The sequence below is a fragment of the Prescottella agglutinans genome (genome assembly GCF_004011865.1).
Lineage (GTDB): Bacteria > Actinomycetota > Actinomycetes > Mycobacteriales > Mycobacteriaceae > Prescottella > Prescottella agglutinans.
Window position 1 is genome coordinate 44,968 of the sequence record NZ_RKLP01000008.1, and the last position, 17,061, is coordinate 62,028.

20 protein-coding genes and 2 tRNA genes are annotated in these 17,061 nt (G+C 69.3%); 11 read left to right on the top strand and 11 right to left on the bottom strand.

Annotated elements, in window-relative coordinates; translation table 11 throughout:
* Window positions 1-9 precede the first annotated feature (9 nt).
* The 3 genes from EGT67_RS15775 (at window position 10) to EGT67_RS15785 (ending at window position 1,033) form a co-directional block, all read left to right on the top strand.
* Window positions 10-738: a dienelactone hydrolase family protein gene (locus EGT67_RS15775; protein WP_127917041.1), complete on the top strand. Its 729-nt coding sequence runs from the start codon at window positions 10-12 to the stop codon at window positions 736-738.
* A gap of 86 nt (window positions 739-824) precedes the next feature.
* Window positions 825-916 (top strand) — tRNA-Ser (locus EGT67_RS15780).
* 44 nt (window positions 917-960) lie between these two features.
* Window positions 961-1,033 (top strand) — tRNA-Arg (locus tag EGT67_RS15785).
* A 141-nt stretch (window positions 1,034-1,174) separates the two neighbouring features.
* On the opposite strand, the gene EGT67_RS15790 is transcribed toward EGT67_RS15785, so the two are convergent.
* Window positions 1,175-1,711 (bottom strand): hypothetical protein, encoded by a 537-nt coding sequence (locus tag EGT67_RS15790; protein ID WP_127917042.1) that lies wholly within the window; start codon window positions 1,709-1,711, stop codon window positions 1,175-1,177.
* A gap of 67 nt (window positions 1,712-1,778) precedes the next feature.
* Window positions 1,779-2,075, bottom strand: coding sequence for a hypothetical protein (locus tag EGT67_RS15795; protein ID WP_127917043.1), 297 nt, complete (start codon window positions 2,073-2,075; stop codon window positions 1,779-1,781).
* 388 nt (window positions 2,076-2,463) lie between these two features.
* Here EGT67_RS15795 and EGT67_RS15800 point away from each other — a divergent pair, with 388 nt between their 5' ends.
* The 3 genes from EGT67_RS15800 (at window position 2,464) to EGT67_RS25115 (ending at window position 4,281) form a co-directional block, all read left to right on the top strand.
* Window positions 2,464-2,982, top strand: coding sequence for a hypothetical protein (locus EGT67_RS15800; protein ID WP_127917044.1), 519 nt, complete (start codon window positions 2,464-2,466; stop codon window positions 2,980-2,982).
* 71 nt (window positions 2,983-3,053) lie between these two features.
* The gene (locus EGT67_RS15805) at window positions 3,054-3,980 is read left to right on the top strand and encodes a D-isomer specific 2-hydroxyacid dehydrogenase family protein (protein ID WP_127917045.1); all 927 of its coding nucleotides are present in this window, start codon (window positions 3,054-3,056) and stop codon (window positions 3,978-3,980) included.
* Between the two features lie 124 nt (window positions 3,981-4,104).
* Window positions 4,105-4,281, top strand: coding sequence for a hypothetical protein (locus EGT67_RS25115; protein ID WP_164877581.1), 177 nt, complete (start codon window positions 4,105-4,107; stop codon window positions 4,279-4,281).
* Between the two features lie 214 nt (window positions 4,282-4,495).
* Here the strand turns inward: EGT67_RS25115 and EGT67_RS15810 are convergent, their stop codons facing one another.
* From EGT67_RS15810 to EGT67_RS15845, 8 genes are all read right to left on the bottom strand, one after another.
* Complete coding sequence (locus EGT67_RS15810) at window positions 4,496-6,103, bottom strand: AMP-binding protein (RefSeq protein WP_127917046.1); 1,608 nt, start codon at window positions 6,101-6,103, stop codon at window positions 4,496-4,498.
* Between the two features lie 121 nt (window positions 6,104-6,224).
* Window positions 6,225-6,947, bottom strand: coding sequence for an IclR family transcriptional regulator (locus EGT67_RS15815; protein WP_241566081.1), 723 nt, complete (start codon window positions 6,945-6,947; stop codon window positions 6,225-6,227).
* Between the two features lie 165 nt (window positions 6,948-7,112).
* The gene (locus EGT67_RS15820) at window positions 7,113-7,544 is read right to left on the bottom strand and encodes a PaaI family thioesterase (protein WP_241566059.1); all 432 of its coding nucleotides are present in this window, start codon (window positions 7,542-7,544) and stop codon (window positions 7,113-7,115) included.
* Entirely contained in the window at window positions 7,541-8,449 is a 909-nt protein-coding gene (locus EGT67_RS15825; protein ID WP_206612408.1) for a mycobacterial-type methylenetetrahydrofolate reductase, read from the bottom strand. The genes EGT67_RS15820 and EGT67_RS15825 overlap by 4 nt, the downstream gene beginning before the upstream one ends.
* Complete coding sequence (locus EGT67_RS15830; RefSeq protein ID WP_127917048.1) at window positions 8,446-9,219, bottom strand: class I SAM-dependent methyltransferase; 774 nt, start codon at window positions 9,217-9,219, stop codon at window positions 8,446-8,448. Before EGT67_RS15830 ends, EGT67_RS15825 begins: the two co-directional genes overlap by 4 nt.
* Window positions 9,216-10,025 (bottom strand): class I SAM-dependent methyltransferase, encoded by an 810-nt coding sequence (locus EGT67_RS15835; protein WP_164877582.1) that lies wholly within the window; start codon window positions 10,023-10,025, stop codon window positions 9,216-9,218. Before EGT67_RS15835 ends, EGT67_RS15830 begins: the two co-directional genes overlap by 4 nt.
* Before the next feature lie 152 nt (window positions 10,026-10,177).
* On the bottom strand, window positions 10,178-10,615 hold the full coding sequence (locus EGT67_RS15840; protein ID WP_127917050.1) for a 6,7-dimethyl-8-ribityllumazine synthase: 438 nt from the start codon (window positions 10,613-10,615) through the stop codon (window positions 10,178-10,180).
* Window positions 10,616-10,715: 100 nt separating this feature from the next.
* Window positions 10,716-11,816, bottom strand: coding sequence for a glycerophosphodiester phosphodiesterase family protein (locus EGT67_RS15845; RefSeq protein WP_127917051.1), 1,101 nt, complete (start codon window positions 11,814-11,816; stop codon window positions 10,716-10,718).
* 107 nt (window positions 11,817-11,923) lie between these two features.
* Between EGT67_RS15845 and EGT67_RS15850 the strand changes: the two genes are divergently transcribed.
* From EGT67_RS15850 to EGT67_RS15870, 5 genes are all read left to right on the top strand, one after another.
* The gene (locus EGT67_RS15850; RefSeq protein ID WP_127917052.1) at window positions 11,924-12,379 is read left to right on the top strand and encodes a hypothetical protein; all 456 of its coding nucleotides are present in this window, start codon (window positions 11,924-11,926) and stop codon (window positions 12,377-12,379) included.
* Between the two features lie 21 nt (window positions 12,380-12,400).
* Window positions 12,401-13,204 (top strand): aldose epimerase family protein, encoded by an 804-nt coding sequence (locus EGT67_RS15855; protein WP_127917053.1) that lies wholly within the window; start codon window positions 12,401-12,403, stop codon window positions 13,202-13,204.
* A 120-nt stretch (window positions 13,205-13,324) separates the two neighbouring features.
* Complete coding sequence (locus tag EGT67_RS15860) at window positions 13,325-14,197, top strand: CPBP family intramembrane glutamic endopeptidase (protein ID WP_127917054.1); 873 nt, start codon at window positions 13,325-13,327, stop codon at window positions 14,195-14,197.
* Entirely contained in the window at window positions 14,194-15,405 is a 1,212-nt protein-coding gene (locus EGT67_RS15865) for a sensor histidine kinase (protein ID WP_127917055.1), read from the top strand. Before EGT67_RS15860 ends, EGT67_RS15865 begins: the two co-directional genes overlap by 4 nt.
* The gene (locus tag EGT67_RS15870; RefSeq protein ID WP_127917056.1) at window positions 15,402-16,067 is read left to right on the top strand and encodes a response regulator; all 666 of its coding nucleotides are present in this window, start codon (window positions 15,402-15,404) and stop codon (window positions 16,065-16,067) included. Before EGT67_RS15865 ends, EGT67_RS15870 begins: the two co-directional genes overlap by 4 nt.
* Before the next feature lie 22 nt (window positions 16,068-16,089).
* Here EGT67_RS15870 and EGT67_RS15875 read toward each other — a convergent pair whose 3' ends face one another.
* Complete coding sequence (locus tag EGT67_RS15875) at window positions 16,090-16,920, bottom strand: NAD-dependent epimerase/dehydratase family protein (protein ID WP_127917057.1); 831 nt, start codon at window positions 16,918-16,920, stop codon at window positions 16,090-16,092.
* Window positions 16,921-17,061 lie beyond the last annotated feature (141 nt).

A 17,061-nucleotide genomic window follows, 5' to 3' on the forward strand; every position in this document is an offset into this window, starting at 1 on the left:
GGTTGATTTATGCCGGGAATCCTCCGGGACAGCGCGCCCCTGCGCGCTGACGACGACTCCGACTCGCAGGTGCGGGGGCAGGTGCCGCTCACCGCCGTCGAGCCCGAGCGGCACGCGCGCGGTGGCATCGTCGTGCTCCACGAGTCCCGCGATTTCACCGACGCGCTCATCGAGATGATGCGCTCGCTCGCCGCGGAGGGGTGGCTGGTGGTGGCGCCGCACCTGTTCCACCGCGAACCCGCCCACAGCGACACCGAGGTGTTCGGCGAGAGCCTCTTCGACGACTTCGACGCCACCTTCGACTGGCTGGTCTCCCGCGGCATCTATGCCGACTGCGTCGGCGTCATCGGATTCGACGACGCCGGCACCGCCGCGATGCTCGTCGCCACCAGTCGCCCGGTCGGCGCCGCCGTGAGCGTGTCCGCGCACGGCATCGTCGACCCGCTCGCCCCCGAGACCCCCACCCTCGTCGAGGCGGGCCCGTCGCTGAAGGCCCCGTGGCTCGGCCTCTACGGCGCCGACGACCCGCGGACCCCGCCCGAGCACGTCGAAATGCTCCGGGACGCCGTCGCGCGCGCCGACGTCGCCACCAACATCGTCAGCTACGACGGGCTCGCGCACCGCGCCGACGAACCGCCCGTCGCGGAGCCGAGCGCCGACGACGACGACCCGCTCGTCGTCGCGATCCTCGACGCCCAGCGTCGGATCTTCGACTGGTTCGATGCCAACCTCCGGTAGGTTCAGGCGTCTGACCAGCCGTTTTGCGTTTCCTGGCGATCCCTGTGTAATGTTTCGCCCGGCGGTTCGAAAGGGCCGGCCCCCAAGGAGGCGTGCCAGAGCGGCCGAATGGGACTCACTGCTAATGAGTTGTCCCCCTTAAAGGGGACCGGAGGTTCAAATCCTCTCGCCTCCGCCACACTGGTCCTTCGTTGGGCCAGTAACAACTGAAGATTGTTCCATGCGCCCGTAGCTCAACGGATAGAGCATCTGACTACGGATCAGAAGGTTAGGGGTTCGAATCCCTTCGGGCGCACATCAGAAAGCCCCCCACCAGCAGCGATGCAGGTGGGGGGCTTTCTCGTTTCGGGTCAGCTGGTCACGACGCACGCTTCCCCCGTTCCGGCGGTCGATCATTCAACGGCCTGCAGAGGGGACCCTGTCCGGGGTTTCGCGGTCAGTTCTGGTCGGGTGTCTGCACGAGATCGCCCAGGCGGTGACGCAGCCGCGCTGTCCGCGGGCGGTCGGCGTCGGTGTTCACCCGTAGATCGGAATTGAAGTCCGTGCTGTTCAGCATTCGGCCGAGGCGTTCCTCGACGCATCCCAGGCATGCCAGCCCGTCACGGAATCCTGCATCGGACCAGATGTGGTCGTGCACCATGTAGTACTCGTTGATGGTGTCGACGCCACAGGCCAGGCACCGGAAATCGATCGGCGCATGCTCCCACTCGAACCTGAGCGGAGACCCGACCGACAGCTCGTATGTGCGCCATCCGTGCGAACCGGCGACGCGAGTGATCTCGGCTCCACGCTCCTCGGCCTCGTCCTCGACCCACGCCTCGATCGCCTGCTCGACATCGCTGAGCCGGTCGTAGCCCTCCCACGTCGGTTCGTCGTCGACCGACATGACCCACGAGCTGTACACGCCGTCGACCGGCGCGTATTCGAACGACTGCGGAACGCACTGCGTGCCTTCGTCCGTGGTCGCGCTCACCCGTACCCCTTCGCTCGTTGGCTCTTGCCCGAGCGCAGCGTACAGATCCAGGCGGACAGTGGAATCGTCAGCGGTCGACGCAGTCGCTGCACCGTCGCGACACCGGACGGTTGACGACCCCGCTGTTGGTTTCGAGTTTCTCCCCGTTGCCGAGGCGTACCCACGCATTGGGAATACCGCGGATCTCCCCCCATCCGGCGAGCTTCGTCTCGTCGTTGTGGCTGCAGCCGGGCAGGTGCGCCATCCGACTCGGGCTCACCAGGACCAGGCCCTGCTCGCCGGTGAGCGTCGGGCGCGGTGCAACTCGCGTGTGCGCGCACTGGCCGACGATGAGTTTGCATTTCGGGCATCGTTCAGACGTCACACCAACTATGTCGGTCCGGGACGCCGGCGTGTTTCCCACCGCCCGACATGTGCGGTCGCTGACACCTGTCAAAAGTGAGAGCCGAAGCACACTTGCCCCGAAACGAGGCGCTGGTGACTATGGTCAGCTGCGCGGTGCCCGAGCCTAACCCCCGACGGGGCTCGGGCACCGCTTCGCAGAAGGTCATCCCACCCCCGACGAGCGGGACACCTCGCAGAGACCGTCCCACGGCCACCGTTGCATCACCGTTGCATCGCTCGTCATCGGCGGCGAGCATCCTCGTCGTCCTATCCGACGTTCGGCGGCGAGCGGCGATACGCCGACCTCGCGGAGTTCATCGAGTCGTCGGCCTCGGTCGGCTCCTGAGCGTCCCGGTAACGTCGGGCGCGTGGATCTCGCTGTCACGTCGGACACCGGCGCCGTCGGGGACGTGGACACGCTCGCGGACGAATTACGGCAGGCGCGCGAAGCCTTCCTGGCCGCTACGCCGAGCACCGCGGGGACGCTGCTGGTGTGTCTGCGGTGCCTGCCCGCCGACCTCGGGCGCGGCTCGTTCACCCGCTTCGAGCGCAGTGAGCCGACGCTCGTGGTCGATCTGTGCGTGACCGAAGAGGAGATGCGCGGCCTCACCACGGCACAGCAACGCGAGATGCTCGGCGCCCTGCTGCAGCAGTGGCTCGGCAAGGCTGTGGGGTCGCGGTCGGCGTCGTGGACCCGACAGCAGCGAGCCGAATTGCAGCACGCCGCCGCGCGAACGCTCACCTCGCTCGGGTGGCTCGCCGGGCCCCGGGCCCGTGCGGCCCAGATGCTGAGGGGCGGACGCTCGCTCGATGCCGTCGCCGCGGCGACCGGACTGGACCTCGACGAGGTCGAGAACCTGTATGTGGAGCTGATGGCGTCGGGCTGAACCCCCGCGGGCCCTTCCTGGGACACTCGTCACCGACGTGAGTCCCCATGGTGCACAGAGGAGAGCATGAGATGCCCGTGACCGCCGTCGCGCTCGGCCCGAAACCGGATCCGTTGCTGGCCGACGCCATCGCCCGCGGTGGCGCCGCGTCGGCGCCCCTGGAAGAGGCGCAGGGTCTCGTGTGGGCGGGGGACGACCCCGCGCACTTTCCCGCCGTGCTGCCCGACTCGATCCGTTGGGTGCAGTTGCCGTCCGCCGGGGTCGAGCACTGGTTCGCCGCCCGGGTCGTCCAGCGGCACCCGGACGTCGTGTGGACGTCCGCCGCCGGCGCGTTCGCCGCGACCGTCGCCGAGCACGCGTTCGCGTTGCTGCTGGCCGGTGTGCGCGCGCTGCCCGGACATCTGGCCGCCACCACGTGGCGGCAGCGGGAGTTCTTTGACAGGGTGGGGACCCTGCGCGGCTCCCGCGTCGCGATCATCGGTGCCGGCGGCATCGGGCGGGCGCTCATCCCGATGCTCGCGTCGGTCGGCGCCACCGTGATCGCCGTGAACCGGTCGGGTCGGCCCGTGGCGGGCGCCGCGGAGACGCTGTCAGCCGATCGGGTCGACGAGGTCTTCTCGCGGGTCGATCACGTGGTGGTCGCCGCACCGGCGACCAGCGAGACCCGGCATCTGATCGGCCGCGCGCAACTGGCGCAGCTCGGTTCGCGGTCGTGGGTGATCAACGTCGCACGCGGGCCCCTCGTCGACACCGAGGCCCTCGTCGACGCTTTGCGCGACAACGCCATCGGTGGCGCGGGGCTCGACGTCACCGACCCCGAGCCGCTGCCGGACGGCCACCCGCTGTGGACGCTGCCGAACGCGATCATCACACCTCACGACTCGAATCCGCCGTCGGTGCGCACGGCCGCGTTCGCCGAACACGTCGCGGAGAACGTCCGCCGATTCGTCGCGGGCGAGGCGCTCACGGCACGGATCGATCCGCTTGCGGGGTACTGAATCCGACCCCCGAAAACGCTCGCTGAGGGTGAGTTTCGAGGCGAACATTCGATCAGGGGTTTACGTGGAATGCCGGAATGCTTACCCTTGCGGGCGAACTACCAAATTCGACAGAGGATTTCCGGTGCAACACCTTGGACCGCACACAGACGGAATCACCACGGGCACGAGCGATGCGGCCCGCATCCGTCGTCTTGCTGAGCGCATCGCCGACACGAGCGAGAAGGCTGCCAACATAGCGGCGGCCGGCGAGATCATTCGCCTCGCCGCAACACTCGAGAAGGAACTCGAGCGAGTCTAGAACAAGCGTTTTGCCGACCACCGAAACCGACGTGGTCGAGCCAGAACTCTGGTGGCCGACGGTCGCCGACGACTTCGATGTCGCGGCCGTCGGCCACCTGTCGTCGCTGGACGAATCGCAGTAGTGGGGTGGGTGACGCACGCCCGCGCCGCGGGCCCCACGAACGAATCCGGCCGGCACGAAGATCGTGCCGGCCGGATTCGTTACCGATCGTCTATGCGGAGGCCGTCTCCGTGGCCCAGCGGTAGTCGGCCTTGCCGGCGGGGGTGCGTTTGACCTCGTCGACGAGCACGATCGCGCGGGGGATCTTGTAGCCGGCCAACGTCTTGCGGCAGTGCTCCTGGACCTCGTCGAGCGTCAGTTCGGGTGCGTCGGGGTAGGTCGCGATCACCGCGGCCACCTGCTGGCCCATCCGCTCGTCGGGCTTGGGCACGACGAGGGCGTCGGAGATCGACGGGTGCGCGTGCAGCGCGGCCTCGACCTCCTCGGCGAACACCTTCTCACCACCGGTGTTGATGCACTGCGAGCCGCGGCCGAGGAACACGATCGTGCCGTCGGCCTCGGTCCGACCCATGTCGCCGAGGACCGAGATGCGGGTACCGTCGGCGCGGACCGGGAAGGTGCGGGCGGTCTTCTCCTCGTCCTTGTAGTAGCCGAGCGGGACGTTGCCGATGCGGGCGATGTACCCGATCTCGTCGGTGCCCGGCGCGATCTCCTCGAGTCGCTCGTCGACGAGGATCATGTTCGGCGACGGCGGCATGCGGAGGTTGCCGTCCTCGTCGACGGTGAAGGCACCGTCGTTCCCGGACTCGGAGGCACCGAAGTTGTCCCGCAACAACAGTTCCGGCTTGACCGCGAGCATCCGCTCGCGCACACCGACCGACCAGATCGCACCGCCCGAGGTGATCGAGAAGAGCGAACTCAGGTCGACCTCGCCCTGGCGCCGCTCCATCTCGTCGACCAGTGGCAGACCCATGCCGTCACCGACGATCAGGATCACCTGCAGTCGTTCCTTCTCGATGGCCTCGACGACCTTCTTCGGGTCGAAGTCGCGCATGAGCACTACGCGGGCGCCGAGCGTGAAGAAGGTGAACAGCGAGTACAGCGCGGCACCGTGCATCAGCGGCGCGGCGATGAGGAACGCCAGGTCGGGGAATTCCTTTGCCGCAGCGGCGACCTCCGCGAGATCCTGCCGTGCGTCCTCGCCGTAGGGGTTGCCGCCGGAGAGCGGCTTGCGGAAGAAGTCGTCGTGGCGCCACATCACGCCCTTCGGGTACCCGGTGGTGCCGCCGGTGTACAGCACGTACACGTCGTCGCCCGAGCGGGGCGCGAACTCCGCGGTGGTCGGCAGGTCGCCGGCGTCCGCGAACGGGACCACCGTGATCGAGCGCGCCGCGGCCGCCGCGACCAACTCCTCGACCGGATCACCGATCACGAGCACCGTCCGGACCAGCGGGCAGCGGCCCAGCAGATCCGCCAGGGTGCGCTGGTGCTCGGGCAGTTCGACCACCACCGCGGCCGAGTCCGAGTTGGTGAAGATGTACTCGAGTTCGGACGGGGTGTACCGGTAGTTGACGTTGATCGGCACCGCGCGGATCTTGATCAGCCCCAGCACGGACGTCACGTGCTCGACGCTGTTCTTCAGGAACAGGGCCACGTGGTCGCCCTGCCGGACACCGGCCTTCGTCATCAGGTTGGCGGTCCGGTTCGCCTCGGCGTCCAGGGCCGCATAGGTCAGATGCTCGCCCTCGTAGGTCAGAGCGACGCGGTCGGGGACCGCCGCGGCGACCGATTCGAAGACATCGGCGAGGTTGAACTGCATCGTCGTTCCTTCCGGAAGAGCGCCGCCCGCGGCGCACACCACCCGCATGTGTGGATGGAGGGTAGCGCGAGAAATGCCACTTACGTGGCGAATTCGGACACCATGCTGATGTCCGGCCGGATCACGCCGCGCGGAGCGAAGCGTCGAGAGTCCGGGTGGCGGCGGCGACGAGCGGCGCCACGCGTTCGAGCCTGACGGTGCGTACGTCGCCCGACAGCGAGATCGCGGCGAGCGGGAGGTCCGGGCCGTGCACGGCCACACCGACGCAGGCGACGCCCCGTGCGTACTCGCCGCGTTCGAAGGCCACCCCGCAGCGGTCCCGGATGGAAGCGAGTTCGCGGTGCAGTGCCGTGATGTCGGTGATCGTCCGGTCGGTGCAGCGGCCGAGATGCGCCGCGTACAGGCGGTCGACGCGGTCCCGAGCCAGCCACGCGAGCAACGCCTTCCCGCCCGCGGTCGCGTGGGCGGGGGTGCGGCCACCGACCCGGGTGGGTACGGACGCGGCCAGGCGCCCGCCGAGTTTGTCGAGACAGACGATGTGTCTCCGGTCCAGCACCGACAGGTGGACGACGAGGCCGGTCTGCAGGTGCAGTTCGTGCAGGACGGGCGCGGCCGCTGCGCGCAGTTCGGCGTGCCCGTCCTGGTGTGCAGAGAGCGCGAGCGCGCGACGGCCGAACCGGTAACCGGAGGACAGGTGTTCGAGCCATTCCACCTGCACCAGCTTGTCGAGGATCCGGTGCACGGTCGAGCGCGGGAGTCCGGTCCGCCGCGTCACCTCTTCGAGGGTCAGGCGCTCGGTCCGCGAGTCGAACGACTCGAGGATGAGTGTCGTGCGCGCGATCATCGAGACGGGTGGCTCGGTGAGCGGGACTCGGTCATCGCCCACGATCGCCACACCTCCACCATCACCGTTGGTCAGCCGTTTGTTCGAAACGGTCGTGGACATCATGGCTGACGGCGCGGCCGAACGCACATGCCGCCCGGCGGGCCCGATGTCGGCCGCGGGTGGTCAGGGGACGGCGACGGGCAGGACGGTGCCCTGCGCGACGGCGCACAACCGGGTGCCACCGTCGTCGGCGATCATCTCCAGATCGCACCGGCACACCGCGCGGCGCCGTCCGGAGTGGACGACCCGCGCGGTGGCGCGCAGGGTGCGTCCCTGCGCCGGGCGCACGTACTCGATGGTCATCCCGCCGGTCAGCACCCCCGGCCCGAATACAGTGCCGGCCGCGTAGGTGAGGCAGTTGTCGGCGGCGTAGGCCAGCACGCCACCGTGGAGGAAACCGTTCTGCTGCAGCAGGTCTGGCCGGGCGTCGACCTCGAGGACGGCACCCTCCGCGTCGAACGAGACCAGACGCGCCCCGAGTAGGACGCTGAACGGCTGGGACGTCAGGTGCGCGCGGGCGTCGTCGGCCGTGAGCGGAATACCGGTGTTGCTCAAGGCGACTCCTCGGTGGATTCGGGCGACCAGTGGTCGAGCATTGCAGCGAAGGTCTCGCAGGCGGCACCCGACACGCCGTAGGGAGCCTCGAAGTGCACGCTCAACGGGAACCCGAGATCGTGGACACCGTCGAGAATGCGCCGGTACAGGTCGACGAGGTCGTCGCGGCGCTGCCGCAGCGAGCCGGACGCGGCCCGTGCCACGAACTCCTGCTCCTGTCGGACGACGTCGTTGCCCCGATCGTGGATGAGCCAATCGATCAGGTGCACATGCTGTTCCATGCGGGGAACGAACCCGAACGACAGCAGGATCTCCGGGCGGTGTTCGGAGCGGTCGGCGAACTCCCGGAGGAAACCCACGATCCGGTCGGAGTACAGCAGTTGCGTCAGCGCGAAGTTCGCGCCGTGTCCGCACTTGGCGTCGAATCGGTCGAGTTCGCCGCGGCGCGTGGGGATCAGCACCACACCGCGGTGGGGGAGCACCCCCCGAAAACGCGCCACCGCCTCCTGCGGCGTGAGGCCCGGGGCGTCGTGGACGGGCACGCCGTGCGGCTTGCCGACGAACGTGATGCCGTCCATGCCGGCCTCGCGCAACCGGCGCACCCGGTCGGACAACTGCTGCTCGCCGTGGAACACGGTCACCTGCGCGCACAGGCCCGAGATCGTGCCGATCGACGGGCGGATGGCTTCCCAGAAGTCCAGCACGTCCATGCGCGGTGGCAGCGCCACGGGCCGATCCGAGTCCTCGGCGATGATGCCGGGGATCATCACGTGGCGCACGTGCTCGGCCAGTCCGTGACGGTGACACAGTTCGACGGCGGCGCAGCCTTCCGCGGCGGCCCCGCCGGCGCCCCCGTCCAGTTCCGGCGGCACCAATTCGAGCGCCACCGTGCGCAGGGCGGTCAAGGGCGTTCGGCGGTCGCGAGCCAGGCCGGCGCGAGCAGTCGGTCGCGGGCGTCGAACCCGAGTCGGGCGGCGACCGCGGCCAGCGGCGAGTCGTCCTGCCGCGCGATGTCGCTGCGGGTGACCGCGGTGGTGTAGGTGGTGCGTTCCAGTAGGCGGATCGCCCAGCCCGCCCCGGTGAGCGTTTCGCGCAGATTGTCCTCGCTGATGCGGTAGGGGCCGGGGAACTCCTCCGGCACCTGGTCCGAGAAACACACCAGATGCAGCCGGGCGTGGGAGACGCAGGCCCGGTACACCGCGGCGGCATAGCGTCGGCGCTCGTCCTCGGGGAAGCAGTGATAGAGGGCGCTGTCTATGACGGTCGTGAACCGGTCGGCGTAGTCGGTCAGTGCGGTCGCATCGGCCACGGCGAAGTCGACGGTCCCTTCCAGCCCGCGACTGCGGGCCCGGTCACGGGCGATGTCGATCGCCGCGGGCGCGGCATCGAGTCCGCACACCCGATATCCGCGTTCTGCGAGGAACAGCGCGTTTTCGCCCGGCCCGCAGCCGATGTCGAGCACCTCACCGGTGATCTGGCCGTCGGCCTCGAGGGCGCGCACCACCGGCTGGGCTTCACCGATGTCCCACGGCACCTTCTCGATCTGGAAGCCCGGGTGTTGCACGGTCTCGGTCGGCTGGGGGTTCTGGTTGAGGGCGTCGAAGTCACCGCGATACAACGCATCGAAGTCGGCGGGACGCGGTGGGGTGGGAGGCTGGGGGACGTCCGCGTTCATGTGGTGCTCCTTCCCGACGGTGCGGATTTCGTCTCACGTCTCGAAGCCGGGGTGCGAGCCCGCACGGTGAGCATGTTGCACTGCCGGCGGCTGTGGATGCGTTCACAGCCGAGTTGCTCGAGCAGGATCGCCGGTGCGTCCGGGGCGAACATGCGTGCCCCGCCGAAACGTTCGGCGAGGTTCGTCAGCGGGCCGGTGAGCACCGCGGCGGGTCCGTCGGGGCGGCACGGGACCATCACCAGCAGCCAGCCGCCCGGCGCCACGATCCGGATCATTTCCGTCAGGGCATCGACCGGTTCGGGGACGAGCATGATCACCAGAGTGGCGCAGGCCGCGTCGGCGCAGTGGTCCCGCAGCGGGAGGCGTGTCGCGTTGCCACGGAGAAGCCCCATGTTCGGCCGGGCCCGGTGACCCGCGCGCGCCAGCATGGGCGCCGAGATGTCGATCCCGACAGCGAGGCCGTGCGGCCCGACCGCGTCGGCGAGACCCGTGGTGACGTTGCCGGGGCCGCATCCCACGTCGACGACCGTCTGCCCCGGTCGCAACTGCAGTTGGTCGGCGACGGTGGAGAAACCGGGAGCCATCACAGCGGCGGTCACCCGTTGCATCCGCTGGTACATCGCTGCGCCGAGCGATGTCTGCCACGCGGCTTGTGCGCGACCCGGCGGGGCAACGGACTCACCGGGCAGAGTGTCCAGATAGCCGTCGGGCGACGGCGTCCACTTCACGTCCGGCCGCAACAACCTCTCGAGCCGCGGAACTGTCGCGACCGTCGAGATGTGTTCCGGCTGCGACGATCGATCCACGGTGACCATCTCCCTGGACGACAACGTCGGCACTCGCCGACACCTGCGTCTACCGGTTCGTGCGGTGCACAAGTACCTACCAATGGTAGCCAGAAAGGCGCCCCGGTCGAGGAGTTCGAGGCCCGGTGCCTCCGCCGGACCGGGTGCGGTGGCTACTTGATGGCGGCGAGCCCGGCCACGGTTGCCGAGCAGGCATTCGCGACCTCGATGCCCTTCTTGTCGAAGTGCGCGGTGAAGAAGGTGTTGTGATCGTCGTGCTCGTGGAAGTGGTGAGGCGTGAGCACCGCGGAGAACACCGGGACGTCGGTGTCGAGCTGGACCCGCATCAGGCCGTCGATGACGGCGGACGCGACGAAGTCGTGCCGGTAGATGCCGCCGTCGACCACCAGTCCGGCCGCGACGATGGCGTCGAAGCGTCCGGTGCGGGCCAGGCGCTGGGCGTGCAGCGGGATCTCGAACGCGCCGGGCGTCTCGAAGAACTCGATCTCGGCCGGGTCGTGTCCCAATTCGCCCCACTGCGCGGCGAACGCGTCCCGCGCGCGATCGACGATGGATCGGTGCCAGGTGGACTGGACGAATGCAATGCTCATGGGCCGATGTTAGAGCGCCGAAACCGGCCTGGACATCGGGGGCTCGACACGGCCGGCGAGACCCGCCGGGACGTTCCGGCGGGTCTCGCCGCTCGTGGGGTTACCTCTTCGGGGCGGGCACGGGCAGTTCCATGCCGCGCTCGGTGAGGACGGTGCGCAGGCGGTCGGGGCGGTCGGTGATGATCCCGTCGACGCCGAGGTCCATCAACGCGTGCATGGTCTCCGGATCGTTGACGGTCCAGGGGATCACCTTGATGTCGCGGGCGTGCGCCGAGTCGACCATCTCCCTGGTCACGTACAGCGTGAAGTTCGGGTCCGACACCTTGCCGCCCTGCGGGGTGCCCTGCACCGGCGAGAAGGCCGAGGCGCCGAACGTGGAGATTGCCGCGATCGCGTCGCCGCCGAAGTCGTCGATGTCGAGGCCACCGAGCCACGGCGACGCGCCGTCCTTGCCGACCTGCAGGAAGTCGCCGTTGGTGAGCGCGACGGTGGGCACCGACGGCTCGAGTTCGCGGGTGAGCATCAGGGCGCCCCAGTCGAAGCTCTGGATCGTGACGCGGTCGAGCATGCCGGCGTCGCGGATGGTGCCGAGGACGACGCGGACGAACTGGTCCCGCGGTGCGGTCTCGGACGGCGCACCGGCCTCCACCTTCGTCTCGATGTTCATCTTCACGTTCGGGGCGTCGTACGACTTCACGAGGTCGAACACCTCGGTCAGTGTCTGCATCTTCGCGCCCGGAACGGTCTGCTGCTCGGGATGATCCGCGAGCCGCAGCGAACCGCAGTCCATCGTCTTCACCTGTTCGAGCGTCAGGTCCTTGATGTACTTGCCGACGTACGGGAACTCCGGGTCGCCCGGGGTTGCCGGGGCGGTGTCCTGACACTTCTTGTCGGAGATCTTGCGGTCGTGCGTGACGACGGCGATCCCGTCCTCGGTGATCTGGGTGTCGAGTTCGAGCGTGGTGACCCCCATTTCGAGGGCGTTGGCGAACGCCGCGAGGCTGCTCTCGATGTAGAGGCCCAGCCCGCCGCGGTGCGCCTGGACGTCGAAGGTGGGTTCGGTCAGCGACCCGGTGTCACCCAGCGAACCGGGCCAGTCGAGGCTTCCGGTCGCGGAGGCGGTGGCCGGGGTGAGGCCTGCGATCGGCACAGCGGCGAAGGAGGCAACGGCAAGAGCGGAAACGGCCCGACGGAAATTCATGTCCGGGACGGTAGGAGGCGGCGGTGGCCGGGCAGCCATCAGTAGGTAAATGAAAAGTAATGACTGAGACTATTCTCCGGGTGCTGCCGCCCCGGCATCATGGGTTCATGATCATCGAGAGGGCTTCCGTGGTCGACGGCCCGGCAGATCGGGTCTGGGCGCGGGTGGTGACTCCGGAGGGCATCAACGACGAGATGCGGCCGTGGATGACGATGAGCATCCCGCGCGGGCTGGGCGCGGTGAACATCGATACCGTCCCGGTCGCGGTGCCGCTCGGTCGGGCCTGGTTGCGTCTTCTCGGCGTCGTGCCGTTCGACTACGACGCCCTGACGATCGCCGAACTCGAACCGGGACAACGCTTCCACGAGAAGTCGACGATGATGAGCATGCGACGCTGGGAGCATGAACGCACCCTCACGCCCGTCGGCGCCGACCGCACCACCGTCCACGACCGGATCACGTTCGAGCCGCGACTCGCCGCCCTGACACCCGTGATGACGGTGATCGTTCGGTCCTTCTTCGCGCACCGGCACCGACGGCTGGCGCGCCACTTCGCGTCCTGAAATATCGAGGCTGAAATCGAGATGAACGAAAACGGCAACCTCACTCTGGAAGCCGGCGATGTCCGCGTCGGGATCTCGCCACGGCAGGGTGGCACGATCACGAGCCTCGTCGTCGGCGAGACCGAGGTACTCAGGCAAGGCGACCGATACGGGTGTTTCCCCATGGCGCCGTGGTGTGGGCGAATGGGCAATGGGCAGTTGTCCGTCGACTCGGTGACACATCACTTCCCGATCGATGCGGCTCCCCACGCCATCCACGGCACGGTACGTGACGGTGCTTGGGAAGTGGCCGACGTATCCGGCACACACGCGACGTTGTTGCAGGCGTTGGCCCCGCCTTGGCCGTTCGCGGGTCGGGTGGTCCAGAAGTTCAGCCTGACCGAGGACTTCCTCGATCTGTCCATGGAGGTGACGTCCGAAGCGGATCACTTTCCCGCCCAGGTCGGGTGGCACCCGTGGTTCACACGCCTCCTGCGTGGCGACACCGAGCCCGTACGGATCGATTTCGCACCTGACTGGCAAGAGCTGCGCGGGTCGGACTACCTTCCGTCGGGCACACGGATCCCCCCTCGAACGGGACCGTGGGACGACTGCTTCGGGATGGTCGACGGCGTGCGTGTGGTGCTGACGTGGCCGAGCGTGCTCCGGTTGGAAGTTCGGAGCCCCGAGCGGTGGGTGGTGGTCTACGACATGGAGGCCGACGCCGTCTGCGTCGAGCCGCAAACGGGGCCACCCAACGGGGTCAACACGATGCCGCGACTCGTGACGCCGGAATCCCCCCTCGTCGCCAACTGCCGGTGGACGTGGGAGCGTCTCCAGCGGTAGCCGTCGAGCATCGGCGCCGGCGATTGCGGCGGCACTTCGCGTCGGAGGTAGCGTGCACGCCACCCCGAGACGGTCGCGCGGGCTACTGCCCTTCCCGACGCGGTGCCGTGGAGTGGAGGCATGACAACTGCACCGTCCGTTCCGTCGCCGGCCGCCGTCCGCGACGATTCCGTGCGCAGGCGCGGAATCGGCTGGTTCCTCGTCCTCGCGTTCGGGGCGTCCTGGATTCCGTGGGTGATCGTCTGGGCCGCCGGATACTCGCTCGACGATCCCGTCGTCCAACTCCTCACCGCGGCGTTCGTGCCCGCCCTTGCCGCGATCGTGACGCGACGGTGGATCACCCGCGAGGGGTTCGCCGATGCGGGGCTGCGGCCCCGGCTGTCGACGGCGTGGTCGTCGTACCTGATCGCCGCGCTGCTGCCCGTCGGCGTCCTCGCTATCGCGTTGGCGGCGGCGGCGATGACGGGGATGTGGGACGTCGCCGCATGGCAATTCGGGCGGGACGACCTCGTGTTCGTGGCGATCGCGCTGGTGATCCCCGTGGTGGCCGCGCCCGTGTTCTGGGGCGAGGAGTTCGGCTGGACCGCCTATCTGCGGGATCGCCTCGTGCCGGGCCGGCCGGTCGCAACGACGTTCGCGACCGGCCTGATCTGGGGTGTGTGGCACTGGCCGCTGCCGTGGGTGGGCTACTTCGGTGCCGGTGGCACCGCCACCGACGCGGTCGTGGCGATGCTGATGTGGCTGCCGCTGTCGGTGCTGCTGGAATTCGTGATCGGCTGGCTGTGGACTCGCGGTGGTTCGGTGTGGCCGCCGGCGATCCTGCACGGCGGCAGCAACCTGGTGGTGGCCGTGGGTCTCGGGCGTTTCGTGGAACCGGGCGCCCACAGCAGTGCCGTTACCCTCCTCATGTGCGCTGCCTACCTTCCCGTCGTCGCCTGCATCGTGGCGGCGTCGACGGTGGCCGGGCGCAGGCAGACGGGGGCGCAGCGGTGACGGCGAGCGTGTCGGCGGCAATGCGGTCGGGCCCGCGATACCTCGGCACTCTGTGGCCCTGGCGGGCGCTCGCGTGCCTCGTCGTCGCGGGCATCCTCTCGTGCGCCACGGTGATCGGCATCGTCCCGATCCTGATGTTGGGGCTGACGCGCCGACTGCGGACGGCGCTGTGGGAGCCGATGCTGCGAGCGCACTGCGCACGGCTGAGCCTGATCGATCCGGCGGTCGCGGCAGCCGCGGACGCCGAGGTGCGGGCAGCCGCGGACGAGGAGCGCCTGCCCACCGTGCGGCACGTCGCGTACGTTCTGGGCGCGGCGATCTCCGGCGGCGTCGCCTCGCTCCTGGCGGTCTTCGGGGTCACCGTCGTCGGCATGCTTCTCGCCGCGCCCCTGGTCATCCGCGACGACTACTTCGACCTCGGCGCGTGGACCATCGAAACCAGTTCGGGTGCTTGGGGTCTGGCGCTGGCCGGCTTGGTGTTCGCGGTGCTGCTGCTGACGGTCGTCGGCGGTTGGGCGACGTGCGAGTCGTCGATGGCCCGACGCCTCCTCGGGTTCGGCGCCGACCCGTGGCGTCTCGAAGCGGCCCGTCTCGAGACGTCCCGGTCCGGGCTGCTCGACGCCGAGGGATCCGAGCGGGCGCTGCTCGAATCGGAACTGCACGACCGGGTCCAGCACCGGCTGGTAGCCCTGTCGATGACCCTCGGGTTGGCGGAAGCCTCCGACGCGGACGGTCCGACGGGCCGGTTGGCCGCCGACGCGCACCGTCAGGTGGACGAGACGCTCGCGGAACTGCGAGCCGTGCTGCGCGGGTACTCCCCGCGGGCGCTGATCGAACGCGGACTCGCGCCGGCCCTCGCGGATCTGGTCGCGGACGTCCCGCTCGACGTCGATGTCGCGCTCGACGGGGTGGCCGGACAAGAGGACCGACTGCCCGCGCCCGTCGAGCACATGTCGTACGTGCTCGTCTCGGAGGCGCTGACGAACGCCGTTCGGCACGCGCAGGCGCGGCACGTCACCGTGCGCGGCGATCGCGTCGGGGACATGTGGCTGCTGAGCGTCACCGACGACGGCGTGGGCGGCGCGCACCCGTCCGCCGGTGGCGGCCTCGACCGACTGCGCAGTCGCCTCGGCGCCCTGGATGGAACCCTCACTGTGACAAGCCCCGTCGGGGGCCCGACGACGATCGGAATGGAGTGCCCGGTGTGACGTCGACCGATCGGCCGCTCCGGATCGTGCTCGCGGAGGACAGCCCTCTGCTGCGCGTCGGCGTGGAGAGCGTGCTCGCCTCCGCCGGGCACGACGTGTGCGCCGCGGTCGGGGATGCCCCGACACTCCTGGACGCCTGGGATGCCTACCGGCCGGACCTGGTGGTCACCGACGTCAGGATGCCGCCGACCAACACGGACGACGGGCTGCGGGCCGCGGCCACCCTCCGGCAACGGGAGCCGACGCTGCCCATCGTCGTTCTGTCGCAGTACGTCTCGGTGGCGTATCTGGACGAGCTGTTGGGCGACGACACTGCGGGCGGGGTGGGATATCTGTTGAAGGAACGGGTCGGGCACGTCCGCCAGTTCCTCGAGGCAGTGGGCCGGGTGGCGCGGGGCGAGACGATCATCGACCCGGACGTCGTGCGGGCACTCGTCGCCGCGACGAGGAGTCGTGGACCGCTCGCGGCGCTCACGCCCCGCGAGCGGGAAGTTCTCGCGCTGGTCGCCGAGGGGTGCACCAACTCCGGTATCGCGCAGCGGCTGACGGTGTCCGAGGCCGCCGTGCGCAAGCACATCGGGTCCATCTTCTCGAAGCTGCCGCTGGAGGACGGCGATCGGCGCGTGCAGGCGACGCTCGTCTACCTGCGCTCACTCGGGTGACGGCCCGGCGTCCACCCGCTCGTCAGTCCGACATCCCCGTCCGCCACGACGGATGCTTCGGTACCCAACCGAGCTTGCGGGCCTTGGCATTCGACGCCCCGCGTCCGTGCCCGGGGCCGAGGCCGGTCGGCTCCTGCGCACCCACCCAGCGGCAGAACGTCGGCAGCCACTCGGCCGGTCCGGCCGGTTCGTCGTCGACGACGTTGACGATCCCGGCGGGCCAGTCGAGCGCGGCGGCGGTGGGCGCGACGGTGTCCGCGATGTGCAGGAAGCTCTCGATGCCGTTCCCGGCGAACACCCCGTCGCGGGCGGCGCGCCCGAACTCGCCGTCGGGCGAGTACCACGTGCCGGGGCCGTACAGCTTGCCGTAGCGCAGGATCACGTGATTCGGGATCTCCGTCGACGTGTGCTCCATCGCGACCACCCCCTCGACGGTGCGCGCGCCCGGTCCGGTGGCCTCGCGCAGCGGCACCGTCTCGTCGGCGAGACCCTCGCCGTCGGCGTACAGCCACGCGATGCTCTGGGTGACGATCCGCTCCACGCCGTACCGGTGCATCGCGTCGACGAGGTTGCGGGTGCCGACGATTCGCAGCTCCGCGTTGGCCTCGAGATCGACCCCGGCCAGGTCGGTGAGCTGGTGGATCACCGCGTCGGGCCGCGCCTCGGCCACCGCGTGCTCCACCGACGCGAGGTCGAACGCGTCCATCCGGACCACGGTGGCCCCGGCGTCGCGCAGTTCGGGACGCGAATCCGGGTTGCGTGAGGTGCCGACCACCTGGTGCCCCTGGGCGATCAGTTCGCGGGTGAGCGGCAGTCCGACGACGCCCCCGGCGCCGGCGACGAGGATCCTCATGCCCGGGAGCGTATCTGTAGCGGATCGCGGAATTGCCGATTCTTCTCGCAGCGATGTGATAACAATTGCGGCCGTACAGGTCTCTGTATTCCGAGAGTTTTTCACGCTGAGGAGTTCTCATTCTGAATCGTCGAGTCGGCG